The following is a 25,877-nucleotide window of genomic DNA, read 5'->3' on the forward strand; positions in this document are numbered from 1 at the left end:
AGAATATACTGCATGTTATCATCATAACTATTAATATTAAATAATTCTATCTAAAAATACTATAATTTGAAAACAGGAGTTTTTATGAAAAGAGACCGATTTTTAAAAAGTTCACTTATTTTAATTTTCGCAAATTTAATCACCTCTGTATTTGCATTTATATTTTCTATAATATTATCTAGGAAATTAGGTGCAGAGGGAATGGGGCTTTATGGGCTTATAATGCCTGTATACGACTTATTTGTATGTCTGCTGTCAGGAGGTATGGTAACAGCCATATCTAAAGTAGCTGCTGTATATTTTAGCAAAGACGATTTTAACAATTTAAATAATTCCATAGATGTATCTCTTACCTTTAATTCCATATTAGCTACATTTATAGTATGTATAATATTCATAAATGCCCCTTATATAGGAATAAAAATAATAAAAGACCCAAGAGCTATACACGCCATTCAAGTTATGTGTCCCGGTATATTTTTTATATCCCTTTCCTCCATACTTAAAGGTTATTTTTACGGAATATCAGAGGTAAAAATACCAGCTATTATAGATATATCTGAAAAATTTTTAAGAATTACCTTAATAGTAACTATAATATCCTTATTTTCCTTAAAGGATATAAGGAGCACTGTAACTGCAGCCTATATAACCTTAGCCATTGGAGAATTTATAAGCTTTGCTGTTTTATATATAATGTATAAAATCAAAAAGAAAGGATTAAAATTTAATTCTTCCTACTGTGAAGATAAAATACAACTTTTATTTAATGTACTTGTTATATCTTTTCCTCTCTGTCTAAATGGATTTTTAACTACAACACTTTCTGCAATTTCCACTTTAATAGTACCAAGAAGACTTGTAGCCTCAGGTATAGAATATAATTTAGCCCTTAGCATGATAGGTAAGTTTGACGGTATGGCCCTTAATATAATCTTTCTTCCTATTACCATCATAAATTCCATGTCCATAGTGCTTATTCCAGATTTATCTGAAAAAATGAGTAACAGAGATTATTGGGCTATAGAACACAGAGTATCACAAATAATAAAGATATCTCTTCTTTTAGGTATTGTCACTATGATAATCTGTATTACCCTGTCTGGATATTTGGGAGAATTGTTTTATAAAAGGTATGATCTTGACTCTTACATAAAATTTGCCGCCTTGTCTGCCCCTGTAGTATTTGTTTCCATTTCCACCTTGGGCATTTTAAATGGCATTGGAAAACAAAATATAATACTTAGAAACTCCCTCATTTCTGCTGTTATAGAGCTTATATTAATATACATACTTACAGGCATACCATGGATAAATATATATGGATGCGGTATAAGTTTAATTATAACTTATTTTACTACTTTAATTTTAAATATGCATGAAATTATAAAGGAAAACTTCTATGGTCATTCATAGAAGTTTTCTCTTCAGGAATGCTTTTCTTAATATAAATTTTGGAATTAACCTGGTTACCCTAGCGGGCATTGACTGTATGTCTCTGCTGTCTATACCTCCCACCAGAACTAATACAAAAGCATATGTTACTATTCCAACTAGTATGGATATTATAGTCGACAGAGCATTTGATATATATTGAAATTTTATAAATAGAGTTATATAATTTATAGAAGAATATACGAAGAACACCACAATCCCCATTACTACAGAAGCCAGTGCAGGTCTGACTGCATGACTTATGAGACTCACCTTTACCCCTAAGGATTTTTTAATAATTCTATGATTTAAGGTTATAGGTATAATAAACCCTAGAATGCTTCCAGCCACCGCTCCTAATATATTTATTTCAGGTATTGAAATCAAGTAGTAATTTATACATATTTTTATAGCTATACCTATTATGGAATAAAAAGTAGCTGTAAAAAGTTTTCCTATACTCTGCAGGATAGTAGTCTGTATTTGCATAATAGACATAAATACAAGTACAATAGAACCCCATGTCATAATATAAGAGCCTTTTCCAAATTTAAGTATAGAAAATACAGGTTCACTTAAAACCGAAAGTCCTACCGCACAAGGTATTGCAATTAGAAAACAAAGTCTTAAAGAATAATTTATATTATTTTTTATCTTTTTTCCATCTTTAACAGCCACTGCTGCAGATATAGCCGGAAGTATTGCCATAGACAGTGAAGATATTATAGAGATTGGAACATTTAAAAGCTGTTGATATTTTGTAAGATAGCCATAGAGTATAGTTGCCCTGGGTTCACTTATTCCTCCAGCCATAAGTCTTATTTTTGTATTCCATAAATCAACTATATTTCCAGCATAGGTCATGCCTACGCATAGTGTTATGGGCAGTCCATATATTATAATTTTCCTTACAAGTTCCCGGGTAGTAAGTCTCACGTTATCTACCTTTAATGCACCCTCTGGAGCTTTAAATTTATTATTTCTTCCATAACACATAATTAAAAAGCTGGCAGAAGCTAAAGCTCCTATAGATGTTCCCATGGTCCCTCCTGCACAGCCTGCCTCCACTCCATATCTCATTAAATATGTAGCAAATACAAGGGTAAATATTGTATTTAATATTTGTTCTATTACCTGGGATACTGCAGTAGGAGTCATATTTCCCCGTCCCTGAAAATACCCCCTATAAGCTGAGGCAATAGAGGTAAATAATATGGCCGGTGCCAGATTTATAAGGGATAAATACACCCCTTTGTAATGAGTTGCCTTAGCTAAAGGTAATGCAAAAATCATAAGAAATGTGGCCATTACTATACCTATGATTATTAAAATAAATCGTGCTATCTTAAATGCTTTAACTGCATCTTTATAATTTCCCACTGCAGCTAGTTCAGATATGAGTTTTGATATGGCTACAGGTATGCCTGAATTGGCAAGTACAAAGATAAAAGCATATATCTGATAGGATGCACCATATAATCCGTAGCCTTCTTCTCCAATTATTTTCATCAATATTGGAATGTATAATACAGATAATATCTTTACTAACATCCCAGCCATAGAAAGTATGGCAAACCCTTTAGTTGTTGATTGTTCTTTCATAATTTAAAACTCCCTGTCAAAAAACTCATAAAACAATAAATATTTAAAATTTATTAAATATATCATTTTTTATCTTTTTAAATATAGGTGGAAGCTTTTCAGATATAGTCTTGTTGTTCATATAACTTAACTTTCCTGTACAATTTCTAAAAGTTATCTTATAGGCATATAAATACTGATAAGTTAATCCATACTTGTTATAAAAAAAACTATTTATTTTAGATATACCATATTTAGTATCTCCTATTATGGGATTTCCTAAATATGCTAAATGAGTCCTTAATTGATGACTTCTACCTGTAATCAACTCCAATTCCACTAAAGAATAAGTACCACAGGTATGAAGAGTTTTCACATCCATGGATATTTTTTTCGTATTCTTTTTAGGTGAATTATATATGCTGGAAATATTATTTTTTCTGTCTTTTAATATATATCCTTCATAAACACCTTCATTTATTCTTCCCTTCACCAGAGCCTGATAATATTTCCTTATATTTCTCTCCCTTATTATTTCGTTTAACAATTTTAACGATTCATAATTTTTACCATATATTACTATACCTGAAGTGTTTCTATCCAACCTATTACAAGGAGAAGGAGTAAAGGTAACTTCTATTTCTGGTTTAAAATCTCCCTTGTCATATAAATAAGATAATACATAATCTGTTAAAGTCACATCATCAGTCTTTTTATCTGAATGCACTAACACTCCCGGCCACTTTTCCACCAGAATCATATTTTCATCTTCATAGGTTATCTTCAAAAAATTACTGTTTACCTTATTAAACTCAAAATTTTTCCCCTTGGAAACTATATATTGAGCTTCTACTATATCCTTATCCATAAGAAAATACTTCTCTTTAGTCTTTTTTCCGTTTACTTTAATATCACCTTTTCTTATAGCCTTGTATATGCCGCTTATAGGTACATCTCGAAGCCATTTTCTTAAAAATTTATCCAATCGCTGACCTGATTCATTACTTCCTATTTCTACTTTCATTTTATCTCTCCTGGTATCTTAAATATTTTTTATTTTAAAACTTTATACCAACAATATTTAATTATATAATACTATTATTGCATAAAGCAATATATAAAATTTATTATATCAAAATCCATATGAATGTAAGAATAACTTCAGATGGATTTTTTCAAAAATATACCTAAAGTTTAATCATATCTGCAATGAAAACTTTAGGTATAATTTATCCAATATACTATTTAACCATATTAATAATACCGCTTATTTCAAAAAATCATAGACCGCCCTGCACTGTATGGAGACTCCAATGGGAAGGCATTCTTCATCTATATCAAATAAGCTTCCATGAGCTGGATATATTATATTTTTACTTTCATTTCTGCAACCTAAATAATAAAATGCAGAAGGTCTCTCCATAGAAAAATAGGCAAAACTTTCCACGCCCATACTTGGACTTTCCAGCATTTTTACATGTTCTTCTCCTATTTCCTCGTAAGCTGCTTTTAAAATATCTTTAATTACATCATCGTCATTGTACAAACAAGGATAGCTCTCTTCTATATTTATTTCACACTTTCCTCTCATAGAGTTTACAACACCAGAAGTTATATCACGAAGCCTCTCTTTAACATATTCTCTATGTTCAGTTCTCATAGTTCTCATGGTACCAGCTATTACAACCTCTTCTGGTATTATATTTTGAGCAGTTCCTCCATGTATTGAACCTACTGTAATAACTGCCGGATCAGTTGGAGGAAGTTCCCTACTTATAATTTCTTGAAGGGATAATATTACATGGCTGCTTATAACTATAGGATCCACTCCCATATGGGGTCTTGCACCATGGGCTCCCACTCCTTTGATTTTTATGGTAAATGGATTAGAAGCTGCATTTACCACCCCCAATTTTACACCTATATTTCCTACTTCTATATTCTCATCCACATGAAGTCCTATCACCCTATCTACTCTGGGATTTTCAAGTACTCCTTCCTTTACCATTAGTTTAGCTCCTCCTGTAGTTTCCTCTGCAGGCTCAAAAAACAGCTTTACAGTTCCTTTTAATTCATCTTTTATACCATTTAAAATTTTAGCTACTCCTAAAAGTATAGTGGTATGTGCATCGTGTCCGCAGGCATGCATTTTTCCTTTTACTTGAGAAGAATAGCTACAGTTTTTATTATCTTCCAGAGGAAGCCCGTCTATATCAGCCCTTATACCTATAGTCTTGTTTCCTTTTCCCCTTATTATTCCACAAACCCCTGTACTAGCAGTTTCTACATACTCTACACCTATTTTTTTTAAAAATTCTTTTATTTTAAGAGAAGTTCTTTTCTCTTCATATCCCAGTTCAGGATGTCTATGAAGATCTCTTCTTATGTCAATTAATTCTTTCTTTATAGACTGTGCCATCTTAAAAAAATCCCTATCCATATTTCTACCTCCAATTATTTATAACACTTCTACTCCCATCCTAATTCTATTATATCTCCCTGAGACAGTTTATCATAATATCCTGCATTATTACCATTTAAACGTAAATATAATTTCCCCTTTACCCTGCTTAAATCAAATTCCACATAATTAAATATATCTACAAATATATACTCTTTTTTCCCTTTAAGTATTATATTTTTTCCATTTACAGTAACAGTTATTTCTTCTTTATCATCTTCTTTGACTTTATTTATTTCGTTAAAATCCTCCTTATCCTCTTTTGTAATTTTATATACTTCATCATCTATTGATTTTTCTTCCATATTATCGATATTTTGCTGTTTTTCTTCGTGATTTTTTAATACTCTGTAAATTCTATCTCCTTCTTTTATTATGTAATCTTTATCTAATTGCTTTCCATTTAAATAGTATAGAAATTTCTCACTATCTTGATTATGAGGAGAAAAATATTTTTCATAATCTCTCAAAGTTTCCGGAAAAATTATCACTACATTATCTTCCTGGTTTATATTACTGTCCAAACTTACCTTATTCTTATTTATGTAGGCAATAGGTTCTAAATTTTCTATTATATCATTTATAAAAAAACTTATAGAGTATATTTTATGTATATAATCCTTAATTTTAGGTGAAGCTACCTTCCCATTAAGGGCATATTTTATTTCTATGTTATCTCCTTCCTTCACTTCCTCATCTATACTTTTTGGAAATCCATTTACAGTTATTTTTGCACTAGAAGCTAATGTTCCAAAAGCAACTCTTTTTATTCCATTTAGGGTAAATCTTATATTGTCTCCATTTTTTGCTATCAATACACCAGGACTTATACCCGCATGCAGCATTGCATCCATAACCGTATGCGTGTGGGAATCAAAAAGACTTACTACCTTTCCATTTAACATTATATCAATAAAACCATGTCCTAACCTTTTTATGCAAATTAAAGCTATACCTAAAACTGTAACTCCCATGCTCCCTAAGGAATTATCAGGACAAACACAATCCACCACGGCTTCTCTTCCTTTTATGGCAATTCTCTTAAGTGGTATATTTAACCTTTTAGCTAAAAACTCTTTTAATTTAGGAGTATGGGCTCCACCTCCTACCAAAAAAATAGCATTAGGGGATTTATCCCCATTCAACTCTATTATTTTACTGCCAATTTTATCTGTTATTTTTTTCACAGCGGGAGTTATAAGTTTTATTACATCTTCTGATGATATTTCATTTTCTATACCTAAAACATCTGTATAAGTTATATTTTTATGCTGGTCACACTGTTTTTTTATACTTTCTGCAGTATTAAAATCCACTAAATAATTTTGTGCTATAACTTCAGTTATTTCATCTCCCGCTTCTGGCACCATACCATAGGCACTTATACTATCCCTGTTACTTAATGCTATATCTGAAGTTCCTGCTCCTATATCAATTAGAGCTAAATTTAACAATCTTAAATTTTGTGGAACAGCAGCTTCCATGGCAGCAATGGGTTCCAAAGTTAAATTTACAACGTTAAGACCCACCTTTTCCATAACAGAATATAAACTATCTACTACAGATCTTGGAAGAAAGGTTGCTATAACCTCTGCAGATACATTATTCCCTTTATGACTTAACAAATTACTTATAACATATCCATTTAAATAATAGTTTTTTACACTATATCCCACACAATATAATCTTCCTTTAACACTTTCATTTATTTTTTTTTCAGCAGACTTTACCGCAGTTAATTCCAAACTTCTAATAATGTCCCTATCTATTTCTCTTGTATAATCTACTTCTATTTTTTCTTTTACTACTATAGTTCTAAGAAATCTTCCCGCAGCGGCAATAGCCACATCTTTTATTTTCATATTTAAATCTTTTTCAAGTTCACTTTTTATGGTATTTACCACATTTGCCACAAGAGCCACATCATGTATTTGACCATCAATCATCGCCCTTTCTTCATGTTCTATGCACCTTTCTGCTATTACACGGAATTTTTTATCCCTTAATATCCCTACAGTGCCTATTACAGATCTTGTTCCTATATCCAATGAAAATATTATATCTTGTGAACTAAGATTAGTAATTTCCATAATATTACCTCTTTTTCTATGCTTATTAGGCTCATATTGTTAAAATATGAGCCTAATAAAATTATATAATAATATAGTTAAACATTCAATCAAGTGAATTCTAAGGTTCAGGTGAAATTTGCTCATAAGAAATACTTTTCTGCATCTGAACCTTATTTGAATAAAAACTATATTTGGAATTTCTGTATTATTTTATTAAGATCTGGTTTCCTGTATACCGAAAGTTATATCTTTTACTGCATTATTTATATTCTCTGAATTTAATTATAATTCTTCCACTGCTCCAGAAAGCCCTTCATCTGATATATTAACTTTTTGTACATTTTCTATAATTGATTTTATCAAATTTTATTTTATGTACTGAGTTTGTTATTTGAGATTTATATGTTTACATTGATTTTTATATACATAATATTTATAATGTATACAAGAATTTCATTTCACATGTTTTGTTTATCGGATAAACTCAATTCTTTTTAAGCCTTTTTAACTACTCTACTATAAAATAAATTATATGAATATAGAATTATGCATACTATATAAGAGTTAATTGCAGTCATAAGTAAAGTTTCAATTATTCTAGGTATCCATAAAAACATAAATCCTTTAGCCATAAGAGCTGGAGTTAATATCAGTAGAATGTAGGTATTTATAGTGCATATAAAAATTCCAGAAATACCTAAAACAATTACCATCTTAAAATAGTAATTGTTTATAAAACTATAGAACTTGCCTAAATTTTTATTAATAAATAGATTTATAAGCAAAATTAAAATACCTATGATACCTATTAGCATAAATCCATAACTAAAGTATTGAGATTTTTTGCCTAAAAACATTAATAGTCTACTTAAAGTAGTATTAGACATAAATTTTATTATAATAAAATTTATAAAACCTATTAGAAACAGCAATATAAAAAATATACTGTAATAATTTCTAATTTTGTACTTGCTTTTATTTATTATACTCCTCCACAGTATAGCAGGTAAAATACCTGCTATTATATTAGTTATGGTGAACAAAGGAATATATCCACCCATAGGTTTCATTATATATCCAAATATATCTATTAATCCCCCTGCAATTCCCCCATATAATGGACCAAAAATAAGTCCCGGTACTATGTAACATATAGCATCAAAGCTTATTCTTATGGTTAATATACCACCTGCAGCCACAGTTATAGCAAAGGGTCTTAAAACAATTGCAATTGCAATAAAAACTGCTGTAATAACAAGAAATCTTAAATTCATTCTGCTTTTCACATATTTTACCTCCAGTATGTTATAATTTAAATCTAGTTTACACTTATAGTTGAGAAAATTTGATAACATATATTTACAGTCACAAAAATTTATAAAAAAATGGAGACAAACTTCACATTTTGTTGTATAAATTAGTTTGCCAACAGATTTTAACGACAGGAGTGAAGAAAATGTCTCATAGAAGTATTTTAGCAGAAAAATCACCGATAATCCAATTTTTGTTTGAACTTAGATTTTTCGTATACTTCTCTAAACCTGTGTTAAAACATATTGAAGAGTTCATAAAAAATTCCACACAAATTGGAAATTGATTTGTATCTTTCTTTCTCTTTATTGTAACAAGATTGATATTTCTGTCAGATTTTAATTCTGAAGCAAATTTATTTCCCATATATCCTTTATCCCCTATTATAGTTGATGGAGATAAAGGATAAGTTAACTCCCATACTGCGGCTCTATCATCAACATTGGCAGGAGTCAAAACAAAATCAGTAACATATCCATCAAATGTTGTTAGAGTATGCAGCTTAAATCCATAATATGTTTCTTTCTTGGAGACACATTTGCCGTAGGCAGCCTTCGGTCTAAAGGATTTATGAAAATGGGCTCTTCCAAATTCACATACAGGGATTGGCATACTGTCGATTATCCCATATTTTTCCTGGGTATAGTCAAGGAATCGGGTTAGTTCTTGACGAATTTGCTTCATAACCTCATAAAGAGATTTTCTTGTCCTATGAAATCTTGTTCTTGTACAAAACTTGGGTGGTATAGGTGAAAAAGTTAAAGAAGAAAGATTAAAGAAAGGATTAAAACAATGTGAATTGGCACATGAAGCTGGTATTTCCAATACATATCTTTCAGATGTTGAAGTTGGAAGGACAATTCCATCAATAAAAACACTGGACAAGATATCAAAAGCATTAAAAGTTGATATGAAAGTGTTTTTATGGTACTAATTAATTTTTGGAGTTGAGAAGAAATATAATTAATTTTGTAGTGTAAATACATCTAATGGTGGCAGTTAATAAAATAATGTAAATAACTTTTTTAATTTTACTTTCTATTATTTTTTACTTTCATCATACCAATATATTTTTAAAACTATCCTCCATCTTTTGTGTCAAAAATAAAGAAATAATAAATGCAGATAGTAACAAGATGTTAGGAGCGATATACTTTGAATAAAATAAAAAATACATTAACAATTGAGGAAAAGATGGAATACCTAAGAGAAAAACTTAATAATCATATTATTAATAATTTAGGAAATAATGGGGTGGAAGCAAAAAAGTCTATATTAGCTATAAGTGAAGAACTTGATAAAGTCATATTTAGCTATATTAAAAATTTTAATAAAAAGACTTAATGTTAATTATAAATCTTAGGAGTTGTGGTATAGGTGATATTTAGTTTTTTTAGGTTTTATCTTCTTCACTATCAACATCAACAGTAATGCTATCTTTAAAGCTGTTCTTATATTTTAGAACGGCTTTCTCTTTCAAGTCTACAAGTCTAAAGCCTTGGTGTTAAAGGGCTTTAGGCTTTTTTGTTTAATGGAACGTTACTAATAAAAGTTGAAAAAACTACAGTTTTCCAAAACAAACAAATAAGTCAATACCGCTTTGAGCCTTGATATTAGTAGGTTTATAGCGGTTTTGTGAATAGCAACGCTGCACCCTTTTCGGAACGTTACCATTCATAAAATAAGTTGTAGCCATATTGATTTATAACGGTTTAGAGGGATTGGAGTAGTGCAACTTTATTTTGTGTGCAATTATATTATTGTGTGCCTGTTAGCTTTGCTTGGTAGATAAGAATTTAGAATAAAGATTAGTTAGAGGATTAAATATGTTGTTAGGGTTGATAGAAAGGGCAGAAAATCATTTTGTAGGCAATACCTTAGATGGAGCATATATTAAAGTGAGTAATTTTGCATTGGATGAAAAAATACAGGGGTACCTTTATTAGTACTTAGTAACCATATAAATAACCTGACATAGTATGTTAATAACAACAGATAAAATGGGGGGAGTACAGATGAAAGAACTATTATCAAAATTAATTAAAAATCGTGTTGATATTGTTTTTAAATCAGGGGATAAAATAGAAAAAGCAATTATAGTAGCTGCAATCAGAAATGCACTTGTAGTTGATTATAATGGTGGCATAGCAGTGATAGAAATACCTCATATTGCTTATGTTCTAGCGGAAACAGGAACTGTTGAATTAATGGACAGTATATTAAGTGATGAAGAAAGCAAAGATAATGATGAGAAGAATCATAAAAAACATCCTTAATAGTTAGTTAATTATTTTTAGAGTTTAAACTAACTATGTTTTATTAATTTGCATTTTATGTATGTCAAATTATATAAACTAAGGAAATAAATCTATCGATTTATTAAGTCAAAATAGAATTAAAATTATAAAGTTTAATAACAAGTAAGAATAAGGGTATAAAATAATTATATGTAAACAAGTATCACTTTACAAGTAATTTTAAATTTTAATAGATAGATGCATCAAATACCTTTTAAAAATATATCAACTATATATCAAGGTTGCAAAAATTAATATGAGTTAGAGGATATTTGGTATTATAATTAGTGTTGCTCAAAAGTCAATAATTGAAACTATAGTAGATTATTTAAACGAGTATTGCACTTTTTTTTTAAAAAAAGTACAATTTTCATGTATTTGTTTCAATTATTACAGCTATATTTATAGTTATTTTAGTACCACTAAAATTCTTACTTTATTAAGAAAAATATATAATGAAAACTTTGTTTTTATAAAGTTAATAAAATGATCATATAAAGTATTTTATTTGTAAGTAAGTTGCATTGTTCTTATATATTGTAAAATAGCTGAGATTTAGGTTTTGATAGTTCTGCTTTATTACATAACTTTATGGAGAAGGGGATAACTAATTTTGACAATAATAATTATATAGCAGCGTGTATTTATAAATTTTAACAAAACTTAATGGTGATAATTACATACTAAGAGATTCCTGACTACAAAAATTGTGATTAAATCATAGCTTCAAATTTATAGCAAACAGGAAGAGGAATAATTATGAGCAATACAGGTATCGTAATCTTAGTAATAGTATATGCTATTTCGTGTCATAAGCATGAATATAAACCATCAAATTAACCACAAAAATTTGTGGCTAAAACATAACTTTAAATTTATAAAAACACAGGAGGATGAATAATTATGACCAATTTAGTTATCATAATTTTAGTAATGTTATGTATTATTTGGTGTTGTAAGCATGAAGATAAACCATTTAAAAATTTTGATGATTATTTAATAAATTTTTATAGAGGACCTAAACCCCCACACAGAGGGATACCGAAACCACCACATAAAAGGTTACCAAAACCACCACCACTTTCTAAGCACCACGAGCAACAAAGACGTCTATATGATAAACATCTAGAATATCAGGATAAAAATGATTCAGGGTACTTCTCACTATCATCAGGTAAGTTTTGGCACAATCATAAATTGATTTCTTCTTTTATTATATTAATAGTCGGAAGTTTTACTATATCTTTTCTCAGTATAACTATAGCAACTATTTTTGTGTTATTATGACAATTATAATTATTTTCTTTTCACCAAGAGAATTGAATGAAGCATATCCTGCTGCAATAGGGGCTATTATGGTACTATTCATAGGAGTTGTGACTTATCCTAATCTAGTAGATATTGCGCATAAAGTTAGTGGTGCTTCTCTCACTATCATTGCAACTATTGTCATGGCAATTATTTTAGAAAGCTTTGGATTTTTTCATTGGATGGCAGCTAGGTTATCAGGGTTAGCAAAGGGATCTGGTTATAGATTATTTTGGTATATACAATTATTATGCTTTCTCATGACTTTACTTTTTAACAATGATGGAAGTATTTTGATCACTACACCTATTCTTATTTTATTACTAAAAAATTTGCAATTAAATACTCGTGAACAGATACCTTATTTATTGAGTGGTGCATTAATTGCTACTGGCTCAAGTACACCTATAGGTGTAAGTAACATTACAAATTTAATTTCATTAAATATAATTAATATGACACTTTATAAGTATACAGAAATGATGTTTATTCCTGGCACATTGGGACTTCTATTCATGTCACTTTTGATGTTTTTGTTACTAAAAAAAAGACTCCCACGTACTCTTCCAAGATCAGTAACAGAACTAGATGAAATATTTTTTACAAAGGAGTTTCATCCATTTAAAGTAAATTTCTCTCTCAATACGAAAAAAAAACGTACAAGCTTTATGTTAAAGATTTTAATATTCGTATTTGGAATACGCTGTCTATTATTTGTTGCATCCTATTTTAGCATTCCTATAGAAATTGTTGCAATTATTGGGTCATTTGTATTAATATTGGTTAGATGGTACTATTTAAGAATGAGTCCATTGGATATTCTAAATAAAACACCATGGCATATTCTATTGTTTGCTTTTTCAATGTATGTGATTATTTATGGATTAAATAATGTTGGATTAACAAAGCAGATCATAAACTTAATTGAACCAATTTCAAAGCAAGGTTTGTTTTATGCAAATTTTACAATGGGAGGATTAACTTCTATTTTATCTAATATCTTTAATAATCATCCCGCATTAATGATAGGTACAATTGCATTATCTAATATGGGATTAGATAATCTCACTTTAAAAGCAATTTACTTGGCTAATATTATTGGAAGTGATATGGGATCTCTTCTTCTTCCTATTGGGACACTAGCTTCATTAATGTGGATGCATATATTAAAGAAAAATAAAATTAAGATATCATGGAAAGAATATTTAAACGTAACAAGTATCGTTGTTCCTTTAACAGTTATGTTTACTTTATGTATTTTATATTGGTGGATTAAAACAATGTTTGGTTAGAGCTTATCATTAAATAATTTCAGTTTTTCTAAAAACAATAAAAGCATATGCAAATTTAACAAGCCTAAAATAGGAAGAATGTGACTTCTTAAATATTGTTAATGCCTGAATAGTTATATCTAATAAATAACTTTCTAAAGCGATTCATCCATGAGTTGCAAGCTTTTACTGCCCGATGGTGTTTGGATTTTTTTCTTTACTTTTTTCTCTCATAATGGAGGAACTAAATGGTGTGTACAACCGCTAAATATTATACCTTCTTTGGTTTCAGTTTTTCCTTAGTCTGTTGGACTTTTGCCAGCAGACTCTTGTGCAAGGGGAGATTTTATCATGTTTCTATCTATGCTAAGTCATTTCTAATCTACACCTTTAATTCCGTCATATCCTTTAAGTTACCGTTTCCACATGCTTTCAAATACTCCCGCATTACACCATTATTTAATCTGAATACATAAAATATAGTTTTTAATATTTTTTTTAGATTCATAGGTGGTCTTCCATTAATAACAATATATTTGTACTTTTTCTTTTTGATGTTAAACCTTTTACTAATTTTTATAATTGCTTACTTATTTCTGTTGATCATTTTTCTGCCGTTTTCATTTATCCTCGTCTTTTCTGATTATTATATAATATCAGAATTTCTTTATGATAAGTTCTTAATAATAACTTAGATTCCATTTGAAATTTAATAAAAGTAGGCAATTTGCTCAGGATTGATATAATAAGTCTGTTCATCTGATTTTAGAATAATTAAACGGTTATAGTTAAAAATAACTTCTCCTGATATGACTTGGGTGGAAGTAGTATAAATTGTTAAATGCACACCCTGAAAATTACCGTTTATAAATGCTGCTAGAGAAGAACTTAGAATATTCTTCTTATAGTTATCTTTATGATTATATTTCTGTATAACTTTGTCACAGTTGTGATCTTTTTTATAATCAGTAATGATTTCATCATTATTAAGTTCTGAATATGTCGTATAACTAATATCACGTTCATCTGAAATTACAGCATTATTAATAAGCTCCAATGATAATGATGCATTAGATTTATTTTTACTCTCTGATAGTATACTGTTATTCTCTTGTAAATTATCATAAATAGTACTTTCACTTGGTATCAAAGCTGTATTTTCTTTAGGAAAATTTGCAGAATGAGACTCAGTGATTTTCTCATTACTTAAAAGTTTTACGGCGTGTAATTTGGCATTAGGAATATTTGTTTTAGGTGGTGTAGTTTCTTTATCGTGTGTTTTCTCTAATAATAAATCTTCGCTCTCAGCAACTGGATCAGATTCAATATGTTTAGTGTTTGACTTGTAAGCATCTTGATTTTCAGTGAGGCTATCCTTATACTTTGCTGTCCAGTATATAATTTTATTACAATTCATATGGTAAATTGTATTATTATGTGTTTTTAATATAATAAATTTTTCTTTTGAATCTTTTTTAGAACATTGAAGTAATTTACAATGAAGTTTTTTACACTTAGAACCACAATCATAAATAACAGTAATATGCTTTCCTATAAATTTATTATAATCGTTAAAATGATAATCAGACATTGCATAAATCCTCCTAATAAGATATTGATATATTATACTTACGGGTAATTTATAAGTAAAAGAGGTACCATTAAGGTAGCCTCCAAATTATTTATATTTATTTAAACCTATAATCATAAACTATTATGATTATAAGTTTGAATTTTAATATATACTTTCTATAGCAGTATAATTGACAAATACTATACCTTTTTCAGTTTTCAGTTTTAATACATCGGCATCTTCATCGTTTTTTAAGATAGCACCTTGTATTTTATTACCGTTTATTGTAACAACTGTTACGTTATAACCAAGTTCACCTTGATTTATTCTATTAATATTCATCAAATTTTCCCCCTCTTACGAATATTGTTATAGTATTATAAAAAAATGCTGTATCTGCAAAAAATAGTTTTACAGTTGAATTTGTATGAGGGCTAATATATACTTTCAATTGCATTAGTACTAACCATTGTTACTCCATTCTCAGTTTTAAGTTTTATAAAGGTAGAGTCTTCGTCAGTTTTTAAAATTTCGCCTTGTATTTTATTACCACTTTTTGTTACAATTGTCATTTTTGTCCCCAGATAATTTTGTTCTATAATTTTAATGTTCATAATAACATTCATTCCTTTCGCTGTGCTCAAGGCACAAAAATTAATGAAAGAGTGATTAAAATTACCAATTACTGTGAATAATATAGACAAGTATACAGGTGTACTACAGAGCACGGCGGGGTGAGTGTGATTGCACTTCACTGTAATCCGTATAATAACATGTGCCGATTACTCTTTTAAGTACAAATAAGTGTGCCCTAGGGCACGTAAGTTAATCTTTGTTTAAACAAAGACCGTTTAAAAGTATGAGTATTCAGTCAACACCTGTGTACTTTATTTTTTTATTTGTAGGTGATATAAATGTTAAAAATCGTTTATCCTATTTGTTGCGGTATTGATGTTCACAAAAAATTTGTAGTTGCAACTGTAACATCAACCAATGAGAATAACATCACTACCTATGCAACCAAACAATTCAGTACTTACTCAAAGAATCTTTTCCATTTAAAAGAGTGGTTATCTGAGCATAACTGTAAAGAAGTTTGTATGGAAAGCACCGGAAAGTACTGGATACCTATCTATAACATACTTGAAGATTCCTGTAATATTACTCTGGCTAACCCAAAGTACGTTAAAAACATTCCCGGCAAAAAAACTGATAAAAAAGATTCTCTATGGCTTGCAGACTTACATAAGCATGGATTAGTTAAAGGAAGTTTTATTCCTCCAAAGGCCATAAGAGAACTACGAGACCTTATGCGCTATCGCTTTAAACTTACAAATTTCCGTTCAAGTGAGAAAAACAGATTCCAAAATTCATTAACAGTTTCAAATATCATGATTTCAAGCGTAGTATCAGATACCTTTGGTAAATCATCATCAGCTATAATTAAATATGCCATGGAGCATCCTGATAAATTAGATATAGACTATACTCAATTTCTACACAAGAGTATGTTATCTAAGGCTGACGAAATTAAGATTGCTATGCAAGGAAGCATCTCTAAAAATCAAACAGCAAAGATGTCTGTATGCTTGAATCATTATGATTATATTAACAATTGTATTTCTCAACTTGATACTGCCATTTCATTAATTTCAAGTGAATTTAAGTCACAAATTGAGCTTATTGCTTCTGCCCCTGGGATAACTACACAATCTGCTACAACTATAATTTCTGAAATTGGAGTGGATATGTCAGTCTTTCCAGATGCTAAACATCTGTGTTCTTGGGCAGGTCTTACACCACAAAATAATGAAAGTGCTGGCAAAAAGAAAAGTGTTCGTATAAGCCGTGCCGGAGCTTATTTAAAGCCAATACTTATTCAGTGTGCTAATGCAGCAATAAAAAACAAGTCCTGCCCATACTTTAAATATCGTTATGAAAGTATAAAGAAAAGACGTGGGCACAAAAGAGCAATTATTGCTATAGCAAGAATGCTTTTAACCTGTATTTATAATATGCTTTTAAAAAATGAAGCCTTTGATAATTCTATTTATGAAAAATATCTAAAAAGAGAAAACACTTCTCGACATTTTCAACCTGATATAGATAGAATTATTTTATTTCTTCAAGCTCAAGGCTTTGAAGTAACAAAAGTAAGTCAAGAGATATCACCGAAAATAAGTTGATTTTTAATTATAAATAATATAAGTCTCTTTTTTTGACCTCATTTTAATAGGTCTTTTTGTCATGTTCAAAAACACCTGAATTTCTTTCAAGTTAATGACCTCCTTATAATATTTAGAAATCTTTAGTATACTTACTGTTAATATATATTTAATTGAAAAAATTAGTTTCTTCACTATATATTATTAAATTTTGATCAATAATGTTACGAAGCTACTAGAGATTTAACACTTAAATTCTAGTGGGAATTTTATTTTTACTAGAATTGTATTTACTTCAACGAATGGAAGGCTTTTTATTAGGAGGCTGCAGTGACACTAATAAGGGTAATACCAGCGAACGTGTCACTAGGGGCAAAGTAGTAAAACTATGGCAATTAATATAAACAAAAGGCGTATCAACCGTTGATACGCCTTTTAAGAAAAATCTCGAGTCTATAGAAAAAAGTCTGTAAAATGAAGTTTTCTATGATAAAATCAAAATATCATAGAAGGCTATTTTATTATGAGAAAAAGAAGAGAAACAATGAGTGAGGGAAAAAAGAACATCATAGCTGCACTGATTAATGAGTATGATATCAAATCTGCTGAGGACATTCAGGATGCACTAAAGGATCTCCTTGGAGGAACAATCCAGTCAATGCTTGAGGCAGAACTTGATGAACACCTGGGATATGAGCCATATGAACGTACAGAAAATACCAACTCGAGGAATGGTAAAAAGAGCAAGACTATAAGAAGTAAATATGGGGAAATGGATATAAATGTACCACAAGATAGGGAAAGTACATTTAAACCTAAAATCGCACAAAAATGTCAGAAGAATATTTCAAGTATAGAGAGGAAAATAATTGCCATGTATGCCAGGGGATTGACTACAAGACAGATTTCTGACCAGGTTGAAGATATTTATGGTTTTGAAGTTAGTGAAAGCATGGTTTCAAATATCACAAACAAACTCCTGCCTGAGATTGAAGCATGGCAGCAGAGACCACTTTTGAGCGTCTATCCAATTATATTTATTGATGCAGTACACTTTTCTGTGAGGGACAATAATGTCATACGTAAATTGGCTGCCTATGTTATTCTTGGTATAAATGAGGAGGGAAGAAAAGAAGTGCTTTCCATCCAGATTGGTGAGAATGAGAGTAGTAAATACTGGCTCAGTGTACTAAATGAACTTAAAAACAGAGGGTTGGAAGATGTTCTCATACTATGTGCAGATGGACTTACTGGAATAAAAGAATCAATATCAACAGCATTTCCAAATACGGAATACCAAAGATGCATAGTGCACCAGGTAAGAAATACATTAAAATATGTATCCTATAAGGATAAGAAAGAATTTGCAAGTGATCTAAAAACAATATATCATGCACCATCAGAAGAAATAGGAAAAGAGTTTATGGAAAAGGTAACAGAAAAGTGGGATAAGCATTATCCAAATGCCATGAAAAGCTGGAAGGTCAACTGGGATGCCATAGTTCCAATTTTCAAGTTTTCAGCTGATGTACGTAAGATTATTTATACTACAAATTCCATAGAAAGTTTAAACAGCATATATCGTAAGTTAAACAGGCAGAGAAGTGTATTTCCAAGTGACAAATCCCTACTTAAGGCACTTTATCTTTCTACTTTTGAGGCAACTAAAAAATGGCACCTTCCTATTAAAAACTGGGGAAAAGCATATGGGGAATTTTCCATAATGTATAAAGGACGACTTAAGTAGTAAAAAATAACATGTCATAAATATCCTTTTTTAAGGGTATTCTTGACATGCTTATAATTAATTATTATATTATACTAAAGAGATTAAAGTAGTTTGATATTCTTTAATTCTCTAAAACAATTATCATAGTTAGCTATTTACAGAAAAAATTCTATACTCTCACAAATTAGTAAAAGTTATACACTAAGAGATTAAAAATTGCTCAATTAAAAGAGCCTAATACCAGCAAACGTGTAATGTACTTAAAAATAAATTCTATTATTTTGAATTTGTTTTAATTTTTTTATTTAGCTAAAAAATCCTTTTGACCAGTTTTAGAATATCAAATCTTTATTTTAGGGTAAATTTTACTTTTCAGCACATTACAATACTACCAATATTAACCATGATAAATTTTATTTATAAATAGTATACTAATTAATTTATATACTATTTATAAATAATTTTTAACAACTACATCTAACCTGCTGTGTTCAAGATTTTCAGACGTTACACTAAGGGCACTCTTGTTGAATCTCCTGCCACTACCATCCCTACAAATATAATCTAGCTTTATGGGGATACATTTTTCCTTCTCACATTTTATAGGATATATTATCCTACCCCTGCCACCTTTAGTCATTACTCGATATTCTTTTTTAGATTTAAAATCAAGTATCAATTTTTCATTTTGATAGTTTATTTGTTCAGGACTTATGTTCTTTAATTCACTTCGCCTTAGTCCTGTGGCTTTACAAAAATCTTCCAAATCTTTGTTGTTTTCCTTTGAAAAATGTTTATCGTAAGCCACATCATTTCTGCTCCTTTTAATGTAAGATCTATCTCTTCTTTTAGATGGTAATTTCACTCCAAAATCATATGTATGGCAACCCATAACCTTAGCTAATGCAGCAGCTTTAAGTCTTGTGGTATATCCACTTTCTTCTTTCTCTATGCCTTCTTTAAGCCACTCTCCAACATGTTCCCTTGGTATATTATAAAGTATCTTAAATTCTTTTTCAGGATGTTTTTCTCTTTCCCATGCAGCAAAATTTAAGCTGTGTTTTTTATAGTTATCACAGGTACTTTTACTATAGATTCCTGCAGCTCTTAAAGAATTTTCTTTTACCCCAAGTATATAATCATTAAATTTCTGTTCTTTTTTAGCTGCCTCCTTGGATTGGCCAAAACGCTTCAAAGAATCTATCCTTTTCAGAATTTGAAATTTAAGACTTGCCATGATATCAACCTCCTAAAATAAATTGCTTGTAGAGACCAGACCCCTTTATACTCATTCACATTCTTCATGTAAAGAGTCACAGTTAATAGACATCTTTCTCAAGGATGCCATCTGCAATTATAACTTAGGTTATGAAATAGCTCTGTATCCAGCTTTCGCCTTATGTGCCTCAGTTACCACATACCATATTAAAAAAATAAAGTTATTTATTTGAACAGTGATATATAAAAGTCTTGTACTAAGCAGAATACAAGCCAACCCCATCACTGGAAAAAAGAATTTATTTGGTGAAAAATGTCAGATATTTTATGTCCTAATGTACCAAAAATTTATTACTGCGGTTTACTCCCACATTATTATATGAGGAGTAAACCGCAGTTTCTATATATGGAATATCCGATATACTCACGATACGTTTCAAACGTATATCAAAAATATTCCCATGTAAAATTTAAATTGAATAATCCTTCTAAAATTTTAGTAATATACCTTTCTAAAAATGTTAGCCATTGTAGGCCGAAGTTTTATTTGTCACCCTAACATAAGAGCAAAATAAAAATATCTCTATAATTATTATGTGCTATTTTAATCAGCAACTTCTTAACTTCAAAAAAAATTAACAAAATAAATAATGCAAATTCTTAAGAATTTGTAAGAATGTTTACTGACTTTTCTGGTATAAGTATTAAAAATGTCATCATTCAGTCATGTTTAAACGCTACAGTAAATTTTCAATAAATTAGATAAATAAACGACCATATTATTTACTTTGCTCTCTAAATTTCTTTTTCTATAGTTTTAAGCCATTTAATGAGTAAATATATACGGTAAATAATTCAAAGTAAAGATATTATTGCTTTTCAATCTTTTGTTTACTGTAAATATATTCTATATTAACTAATTTGTATTAAATATATATTAATTTATGGTACATACTTTTCAGTACATGACAAAGCTGCTGGTATTACCCCATGTTATAAGACTTTCTATTACAATGACAAGTGAAATTAAAATAAGCTGTCAGCTCATAATCTAATGAACTGACAGCCTTAAAGACTGGCAAGTTAGGTGAATATAAATGCCACCAGTTAGCTGTATCCTCTATTTAAGTATTGTATCATACAAGGCGCTCTTAAAATCCTCAAGCTGCATTTTTTCGGAAATACTCTGCGCATTTGTTTTATAAGTTTGATTATTATATAAATCCAAAATTTTCGGTTCAAGGCTTTGTCTTGATAGCTTTCTCACAGCGATCCCCTTCGGACCGGCCCCTAATTCGCTCACCAGATTATCCCATAACGGCTGGTCGGCGGTGTGGGGGATCACCATTGTGGCGCAGCCGTATTTTAGGGAGGAATGGGTAGTACCCGCCCCGCCGTGATGAATTACGCCATACACCTTTGGAAAAATCCAATCATACGGTATGGAAGTCACGAATTTAATCAGGTCATTGTTGTACTGTGACGGTTCGGCAAATCCCCCGCCAGAAATATTGAATATTGCTGGTATGTTATGCTTTTCGAGAATGTCTATAAACAGCTTTGATTTCTCCAACGGTTTGGGATTTGTCATGCTGCCGAAAGTGATTAGCAATATTTTTTCGTGTCTGACAATAAATTCGGCAAGCTCTGCGTCTGGCGACCAATTTGTGGTTTTATCCCTCTCCAGATACCCAAGCACCAATGCGTTTGGAGGCCAATAATCAGGACGCGGGAAAACAGCCGGAGAAATCGCATAAATGATGTTGAGAGACATCAAAGCCTTTTTGACTTGTTTGCGTGATAGGTGAAGATCTTTGAAATATTTCTTCGCCGTACCGAGATTTGTCTGAGCAAATCCAAAGTTTGCAAGATTGTAAGTCAGTTTATTGATGACCAGTCCGAAATCCTCATTAAAGGCAACATGGGAGTGATTTTTCACATAATGCACCATACAAGGAATCGGGCTTACAAGAATGACCTTGGTAGAGTTTTTAATTCCCCATGCTAATGGGTATGTGACTTTTGCGTTGAATATAATCCGATCAGGTTTTTCTCTTTCTATAATTTTATGCTGTAGGTCTATCATATCATTTTGTATCGGAATGGATTTGATTGAAAGATCTACTATCGCTTTTGCTTTTTTATAAAAGACCTGGCTCCTCCCATAGAAAGTTTACCTACATCATTGTCAAGCAAGTCTATGAACGCGGAGCCGAGAGAGAAAAACCTAATATTTGCTTCGTGAGCAATATTTCTGTATTGTTCCGGAAACGCGCAGATGACCTCATGCCCTTTTTCCTTGAGCATTTCCGCAATCGTCAAAAAGGGTTCAACATCTCCACGCGTTCCGATTGATATTGCCAATATCTTCATCATCTACACCTCCAGACAAAATTGCATATAACAAAGGTTTTGTTCCTTATTTTAATATCTTAATTATAACACTAAAGACTACAGACATGGCCATTTTATATTATTTTGAAAATTAGCTCCGTCTCTTTTGGCTTTTTAAAGAAAGGCACGAAGCTCTAACCTATGAACAACTAATTTAATAAATATGTAAATTTAGGTTTTATTTAAAACAAACAACTTTAAATTTACATATTGTAAAAACTCCATTCAATTGAATCTAAAAGCATTTTTAATATTATATGGATATTAAATTGCAAATAAACCCGTTAAAGTCCTTAATTTATTGTAAAATTTTAACTATTAGCCTAATTCTCATACAAAACCGGGTACAGCTGAGATACGTGTAAAAATAGGCCACATACTGGATATAAGTTCCGAAATGTAGCCTATTCTTATTTCATTAGTATTTGATTAACATTATAAGAATATTACAAATTAACTCAACAACATATTATGCTCATATTTTGAACAAACTTTTTATAAAAAGCACTAAATCCAGAAGGGAATTGTAAAGGCAATTAAAATTACTTTTTCCCTCATAGCTCTACCATAGAAGAAGAAATAATAGTTTAAATCGGGTCTACCCTTTACAAGGAATGAATGGATAGTATAATTCTCCCTGCCCAAACACACCCTTCAATATCTATAAAATCCTTATACGTTTTTAAAATTTATAATAAATCCAAAAATTGTTTTGAATAATTGCTATTTTTATAATATAATATCTAAGTTATTGTAAATTAATGATAAATTTAGTGAGGATGTAAATTACATGAAGGAAATGTTAGAAAAAGTAAGAGATAAATTAAATTTTATGTTAGATTCAAACAAATTTACTAATGAGGAAATATTGGCTGTAAACCAAGAACTGGACAGGCTTATTCTTGCTTATTATGAGCTTAATTCACCAAACCTTCCTGAAAACTAGCCAAAACTTTAGGAAAATAAAACTTAATTTTCTTAAGTTTTATTTTTTTGTAAAATATAGCAGAAAAATTCAAAACATTGTAGAATTTATAAATTAAAACGTTTTAATTAGGAATAGGAGGATATAAAAAATGAAATTTTTAAAAGAAGAACTATTTAAAAAAAGCATGAAAATGATAAGTTCTATATCTTTGTTTTTTGCAAAGGGATTTATACTTTCAACATGTATAGGTTGTGGACACCAGCCAAAATGCCCTGATGAATTCTTAAAGTAATTACTTAGTTTTTTATAAATGCTTAGGTTAAAAATTTCACAAAAAACATAGAAACATTAATTTTTAATCTACAGCATTTATAAAAATAAAAAAACAAAGGAGAGATTATATGGATACTGCTATGACAAAAATAATAATAGCCTCTATAGAAACGTTACTTTTTTTGGGATCTTTCAAGCATTATATAACAAAAAAGAATTTGTAATACAGAATAAAGTTAAAATAGCACTATTTTTTATATTGTCTGTTTTTTTAGCTTATTGGAGTAAATTACATATGTCAAATATTTATAACACACTGTTCCTTGTAGTGTTGTATATCTTATTACTTACCTTAATTACAAAGATAAAAGTTTTTGATTCTACAATTATAGTTTCTTTATTCTTTACAATAATTTTAACTACAGAATCCTTTATTCAAATCATTGAAATGTTTATACTTAACATAAATTTAAATCAAACTATCTCTAATCCTAGATATTTTTGGATTACCTTAATAGTCTCCAAAATTTTACAAATACTCATTGTAGCATTAATCTTTAAGTTTAACTCATATTTTACTAAACTTAAATTATTTGAAAAAGAGGGGAGTATTTTTGCTAATTTAATAATTGAATTAGGTGTATTTACTCTTTTTATATTTTGTGTTAACTATGGTATTTTTAATATAAAAAATATCCAAACCTATAACATTATTATTTTTATTATTTATTTTATATTTTTAATAGCAAAATTTAGAAACTTAAGAGAAAAACAAACACTTGTAACTATAAATATTAATTACAAAATTCAAAAACATCAAATTAAAAATATGGAAGAAATAATTAATATAATCAGGCAGGAAAAACATGATTTTGCCAACCATATTAATGTTATACAGGGTTTATGTTTGTTAAATAAGCCTACTACCGTAGAGAAGATAAACAATTACGTAAAGAAAATATCAGATACAATACATTCATCATTTAGGTATTTAGATATGGGAAACGATTACATAGGCGGACTATTATCTATAAAAAACAACTATGCAGTAAAAAATAACATAGATTTCAAGGTAATAATTAATGAACCCTTTAGTTTAATAAAAATTAGGCAGGATGAATTAATAAGCATTGTTAGTAATCTTATAGATAATGCATTTGAGGCATTTGAACTCAAAGCAGATGTTGAACATAAAGAAATATCCATTACTACTTTTACGGAATACGAAAACTTTTGTATTGAGGTAGCTGATAATGGAGATGTTATTCCTGAAAATATAATAGAAAAAGTTTTCAATAAAGGCTTTTCTACAAAAACTAAACAAAAGGATATTCATGGATTTGGATTATGTATTACTAAACAATTAGTTGAAAAAAATAATGGGACTATATCTGTAGAAAGTGTTCCAGAGAGAACTAAATTTTTGATAAAGTTTAAAATGGAGAAAAACATAAATGAGTAAAGTCATAAGTTGTTTAGTAAATCAAATTTCCAAAACAAATCCTGAATTTTCTGATTTAGATCTAAAGAAAATAGAATACGGACTAATTTGTATTTTTGATGAAATTATAAAAATTATTCTTTATTTTATAATATTTTGGTTATTTTCACTTTAAAAATACTATCTGGTTATTCTTATGTTTTTCTGCCCTATTAGGTTATTTTCAGGTGGATATCACGCAAAAACTTACTGGGGATGTTTCTTTATTAGTTTTATTATATTTTTAGGAATGATTATTATGGGTAAGTATATTTCATTTAATAGCATTATTTCAATAACATCATTAATTATTTCATTTATACTTGTTTGCATTTTTTCTCCTGTAGATGACATTAATAAGAGAATAAAAAGTAAAGAATGA

General features: G+C 29.5%; 23 protein-coding genes and 2 pseudogenes. 12 read left to right on the forward strand and 13 right to left on the reverse strand.

The genetic code is table 11. The features are described from left to right. Window positions 1–84 precede the first annotated feature (84 nt). Entirely contained in the window at window positions 85–1,416 is a 1,332-nt protein-coding gene (gene spoVB / locus AB3K27_RS11395; RefSeq protein ID WP_368487558.1) for a stage V sporulation protein B, read from the forward strand. Here the strand turns inward: spoVB and AB3K27_RS11400 are convergent. The 6 genes and pseudogenes from AB3K27_RS11400 to AB3K27_RS11425 all read right to left on the reverse strand — a co-directional run. After that, window positions 1,411–3,036 carry an oligosaccharide flippase family protein gene (locus tag AB3K27_RS11400; RefSeq protein WP_368487559.1) on the reverse strand — a complete coding sequence of 542 codons (1,626 nt, stop codon included), beginning with the start codon at window positions 3,034–3,036 and terminating at the stop codon, window positions 1,411–1,413. The genes spoVB and AB3K27_RS11400 overlap by 6 nt on opposite strands. 43 nt (window positions 3,037–3,079) lie before the next feature. After that, window positions 3,080–4,039 carry an RluA family pseudouridine synthase gene (locus tag AB3K27_RS11405; protein ID WP_368487560.1) on the reverse strand — a complete coding sequence of 320 codons (960 nt, stop codon included), beginning with the start codon at window positions 4,037–4,039 and terminating at the stop codon, window positions 3,080–3,082. A 243-nt stretch (window positions 4,040–4,282) separates the two neighbouring features. Further along, window positions 4,283–5,455: a M20 family metallopeptidase gene (locus AB3K27_RS11410; RefSeq protein WP_368487561.1), complete on the reverse strand. Its 1,173-nt coding sequence runs from the start codon at window positions 5,453–5,455 to the stop codon at window positions 4,283–4,285. A gap of 29 nt (window positions 5,456–5,484) precedes the next feature. Beyond that, entirely contained in the window at window positions 5,485–7,566 is a 2,082-nt protein-coding gene (locus AB3K27_RS11415) for a cell division protein FtsA (protein WP_368487562.1), read from the reverse strand. Window positions 7,567–8,042: 476 nt separating this feature from the next. Further along, complete coding sequence (locus AB3K27_RS11420) at window positions 8,043–8,834, reverse strand: folate family ECF transporter S component (protein WP_368487563.1); 792 nt, start codon at window positions 8,832–8,834, stop codon at window positions 8,043–8,045. A 304-nt stretch (window positions 8,835–9,138) separates the two neighbouring features. Next, window positions 9,139–9,684: pseudogene (locus tag AB3K27_RS11425) on the reverse strand (IS982 family transposase); the annotation flags it as partial. Between AB3K27_RS11425 and AB3K27_RS11430 the strand changes: the two are divergent. From AB3K27_RS11430 to AB3K27_RS11450, 5 genes are all read left to right on the forward strand, one after another. Further along, window positions 9,596–9,793 carry a helix-turn-helix domain-containing protein gene (locus AB3K27_RS11430; RefSeq protein WP_368487564.1) on the forward strand — a complete coding sequence of 66 codons (198 nt, stop codon included), beginning with the start codon at window positions 9,596–9,598 and terminating at the stop codon, window positions 9,791–9,793. The pseudogene AB3K27_RS11425 and the gene AB3K27_RS11430 overlap by 89 nt on opposite strands. A 221-nt stretch (window positions 9,794–10,014) precedes the next feature. Then, window positions 10,015–10,203 (forward strand): hypothetical protein, encoded by a 189-nt coding sequence (locus AB3K27_RS11435; RefSeq protein WP_368487565.1) that lies wholly within the window; start codon window positions 10,015–10,017, stop codon window positions 10,201–10,203. A 671-nt stretch (window positions 10,204–10,874) separates the two neighbouring features. Then, entirely contained in the window at window positions 10,875–11,135 is a 261-nt protein-coding gene (locus AB3K27_RS11440) for a hypothetical protein (RefSeq protein ID WP_368487566.1), read from the forward strand. A 924-nt stretch (window positions 11,136–12,059) separates the two neighbouring features. Next, the gene (locus AB3K27_RS11445; protein WP_368487567.1) at window positions 12,060–12,443 is read left to right on the forward strand and encodes a hypothetical protein; all 384 of its coding nucleotides are present in this window, start codon (window positions 12,060–12,062) and stop codon (window positions 12,441–12,443) included. Beyond that, window positions 12,440–13,756, forward strand: a complete 1,317-nt coding sequence (locus tag AB3K27_RS11450; protein WP_368487568.1) for an arsenic transporter — start codon at window positions 12,440–12,442, stop codon at window positions 13,754–13,756. The genes AB3K27_RS11445 and AB3K27_RS11450 overlap by 4 nt, the downstream gene beginning before the upstream one ends. Before the next feature lie 361 nt (window positions 13,757–14,117). Here AB3K27_RS11450 and AB3K27_RS11455 read toward each other — a convergent pair whose 3' ends face one another. From AB3K27_RS11455 to AB3K27_RS11470, 4 genes are all read right to left on the reverse strand, one after another. After that, window positions 14,118–14,243: a hypothetical protein gene (locus AB3K27_RS11455; RefSeq protein ID WP_368487569.1), complete on the reverse strand. Its 126-nt coding sequence runs from the start codon at window positions 14,241–14,243 to the stop codon at window positions 14,118–14,120. A 201-nt stretch (window positions 14,244–14,444) separates the two neighbouring features. Further along, window positions 14,445–15,326 (reverse strand): hypothetical protein, encoded by an 882-nt coding sequence (locus AB3K27_RS11460; protein WP_368487570.1) that lies wholly within the window; start codon window positions 15,324–15,326, stop codon window positions 14,445–14,447. Between the two features lie 144 nt (window positions 15,327–15,470). Beyond that, window positions 15,471–15,650 (reverse strand): hypothetical protein, encoded by a 180-nt coding sequence (locus tag AB3K27_RS11465; protein WP_368487571.1) that lies wholly within the window; start codon window positions 15,648–15,650, stop codon window positions 15,471–15,473. Window positions 15,651–15,742: 92 nt separating this feature from the next. Then, window positions 15,743–15,952, reverse strand: coding sequence for a hypothetical protein (locus AB3K27_RS11470; RefSeq protein WP_368487572.1), 210 nt, complete (start codon window positions 15,950–15,952; stop codon window positions 15,743–15,745). Window positions 15,953–16,222: 270 nt separating this feature from the next. Here AB3K27_RS11470 and AB3K27_RS11475 point away from each other — a divergent pair, with 270 nt between their 5' ends. Both AB3K27_RS11475 and AB3K27_RS11480 read left to right on the forward strand, forming a co-directional pair. Then, a complete protein-coding gene (locus tag AB3K27_RS11475) occupies window positions 16,223–17,494 on the forward strand; it encodes an IS110 family transposase (RefSeq protein ID WP_368487573.1) in 1,272 nt (423 codons plus the stop codon). A 502-nt stretch (window positions 17,495–17,996) separates the two neighbouring features. Next, window positions 17,997–19,220, forward strand: a complete 1,224-nt coding sequence (locus AB3K27_RS11480) for an IS256 family transposase (protein WP_368487574.1) — start codon at window positions 17,997–17,999, stop codon at window positions 19,218–19,220. Between the two features lie 433 nt (window positions 19,221–19,653). Here AB3K27_RS11480 and AB3K27_RS11485 read toward each other — a convergent pair whose 3' ends face one another. From AB3K27_RS11485 to AB3K27_RS11495, 3 genes are all read right to left on the reverse strand, one after another. Then, entirely contained in the window at window positions 19,654–20,439 is a 786-nt protein-coding gene (locus AB3K27_RS11485) for a hypothetical protein (RefSeq protein WP_368487575.1), read from the reverse strand. 1,101 nt (window positions 20,440–21,540) lie between these two features. After that, the gene (locus AB3K27_RS11490) at window positions 21,541–22,506 is read right to left on the reverse strand and encodes a glycosyltransferase (RefSeq protein ID WP_368487576.1); all 966 of its coding nucleotides are present in this window, start codon (window positions 22,504–22,506) and stop codon (window positions 21,541–21,543) included. Between the two features lie 38 nt (window positions 22,507–22,544). Further along, the gene (locus tag AB3K27_RS11495) at window positions 22,545–22,796 is read right to left on the reverse strand and encodes a glycosyltransferase (RefSeq protein ID WP_368487577.1); all 252 of its coding nucleotides are present in this window, start codon (window positions 22,794–22,796) and stop codon (window positions 22,545–22,547) included. 808 nt (window positions 22,797–23,604) lie between these two features. On the opposite strand from AB3K27_RS11495, the gene AB3K27_RS11500 reads away from it, so the two are divergent. The 4 genes and pseudogenes from AB3K27_RS11500 (at window position 23,605) to AB3K27_RS11515 (ending at window position 25,877) form a co-directional block, all read left to right on the forward strand. Next, the gene (locus tag AB3K27_RS11500; RefSeq protein ID WP_368487578.1) at window positions 23,605–23,760 is read left to right on the forward strand and encodes a Spo0E family sporulation regulatory protein-aspartic acid phosphatase; all 156 of its coding nucleotides are present in this window, start codon (window positions 23,605–23,607) and stop codon (window positions 23,758–23,760) included. 130 nt (window positions 23,761–23,890) lie between these two features. Next, window positions 23,891–24,034, forward strand: a complete 144-nt coding sequence (locus tag AB3K27_RS11505; protein WP_368487579.1) for a cyclic lactone autoinducer peptide — start codon at window positions 23,891–23,893, stop codon at window positions 24,032–24,034. Window positions 24,035–24,310: 276 nt separating this feature from the next. Next, the gene (locus AB3K27_RS11510) at window positions 24,311–25,477 is read left to right on the forward strand and encodes a sensor histidine kinase (protein ID WP_368487580.1); all 1,167 of its coding nucleotides are present in this window, start codon (window positions 24,311–24,313) and stop codon (window positions 25,475–25,477) included. Beyond that, a pseudogene (locus AB3K27_RS11515) lies at window positions 25,470–25,877 on the forward strand (accessory gene regulator B family protein). Before AB3K27_RS11510 ends, AB3K27_RS11515 begins: the two are co-directional and overlap by 8 nt.

Origin of the sequence: Clostridium sp. BJN0013 (genome assembly GCF_040939125.1) — a bacterium.
In the GTDB taxonomy this organism is placed as follows: domain Bacteria; phylum Bacillota; class Clostridia; order Clostridiales; family Clostridiaceae; genus Clostridium_B.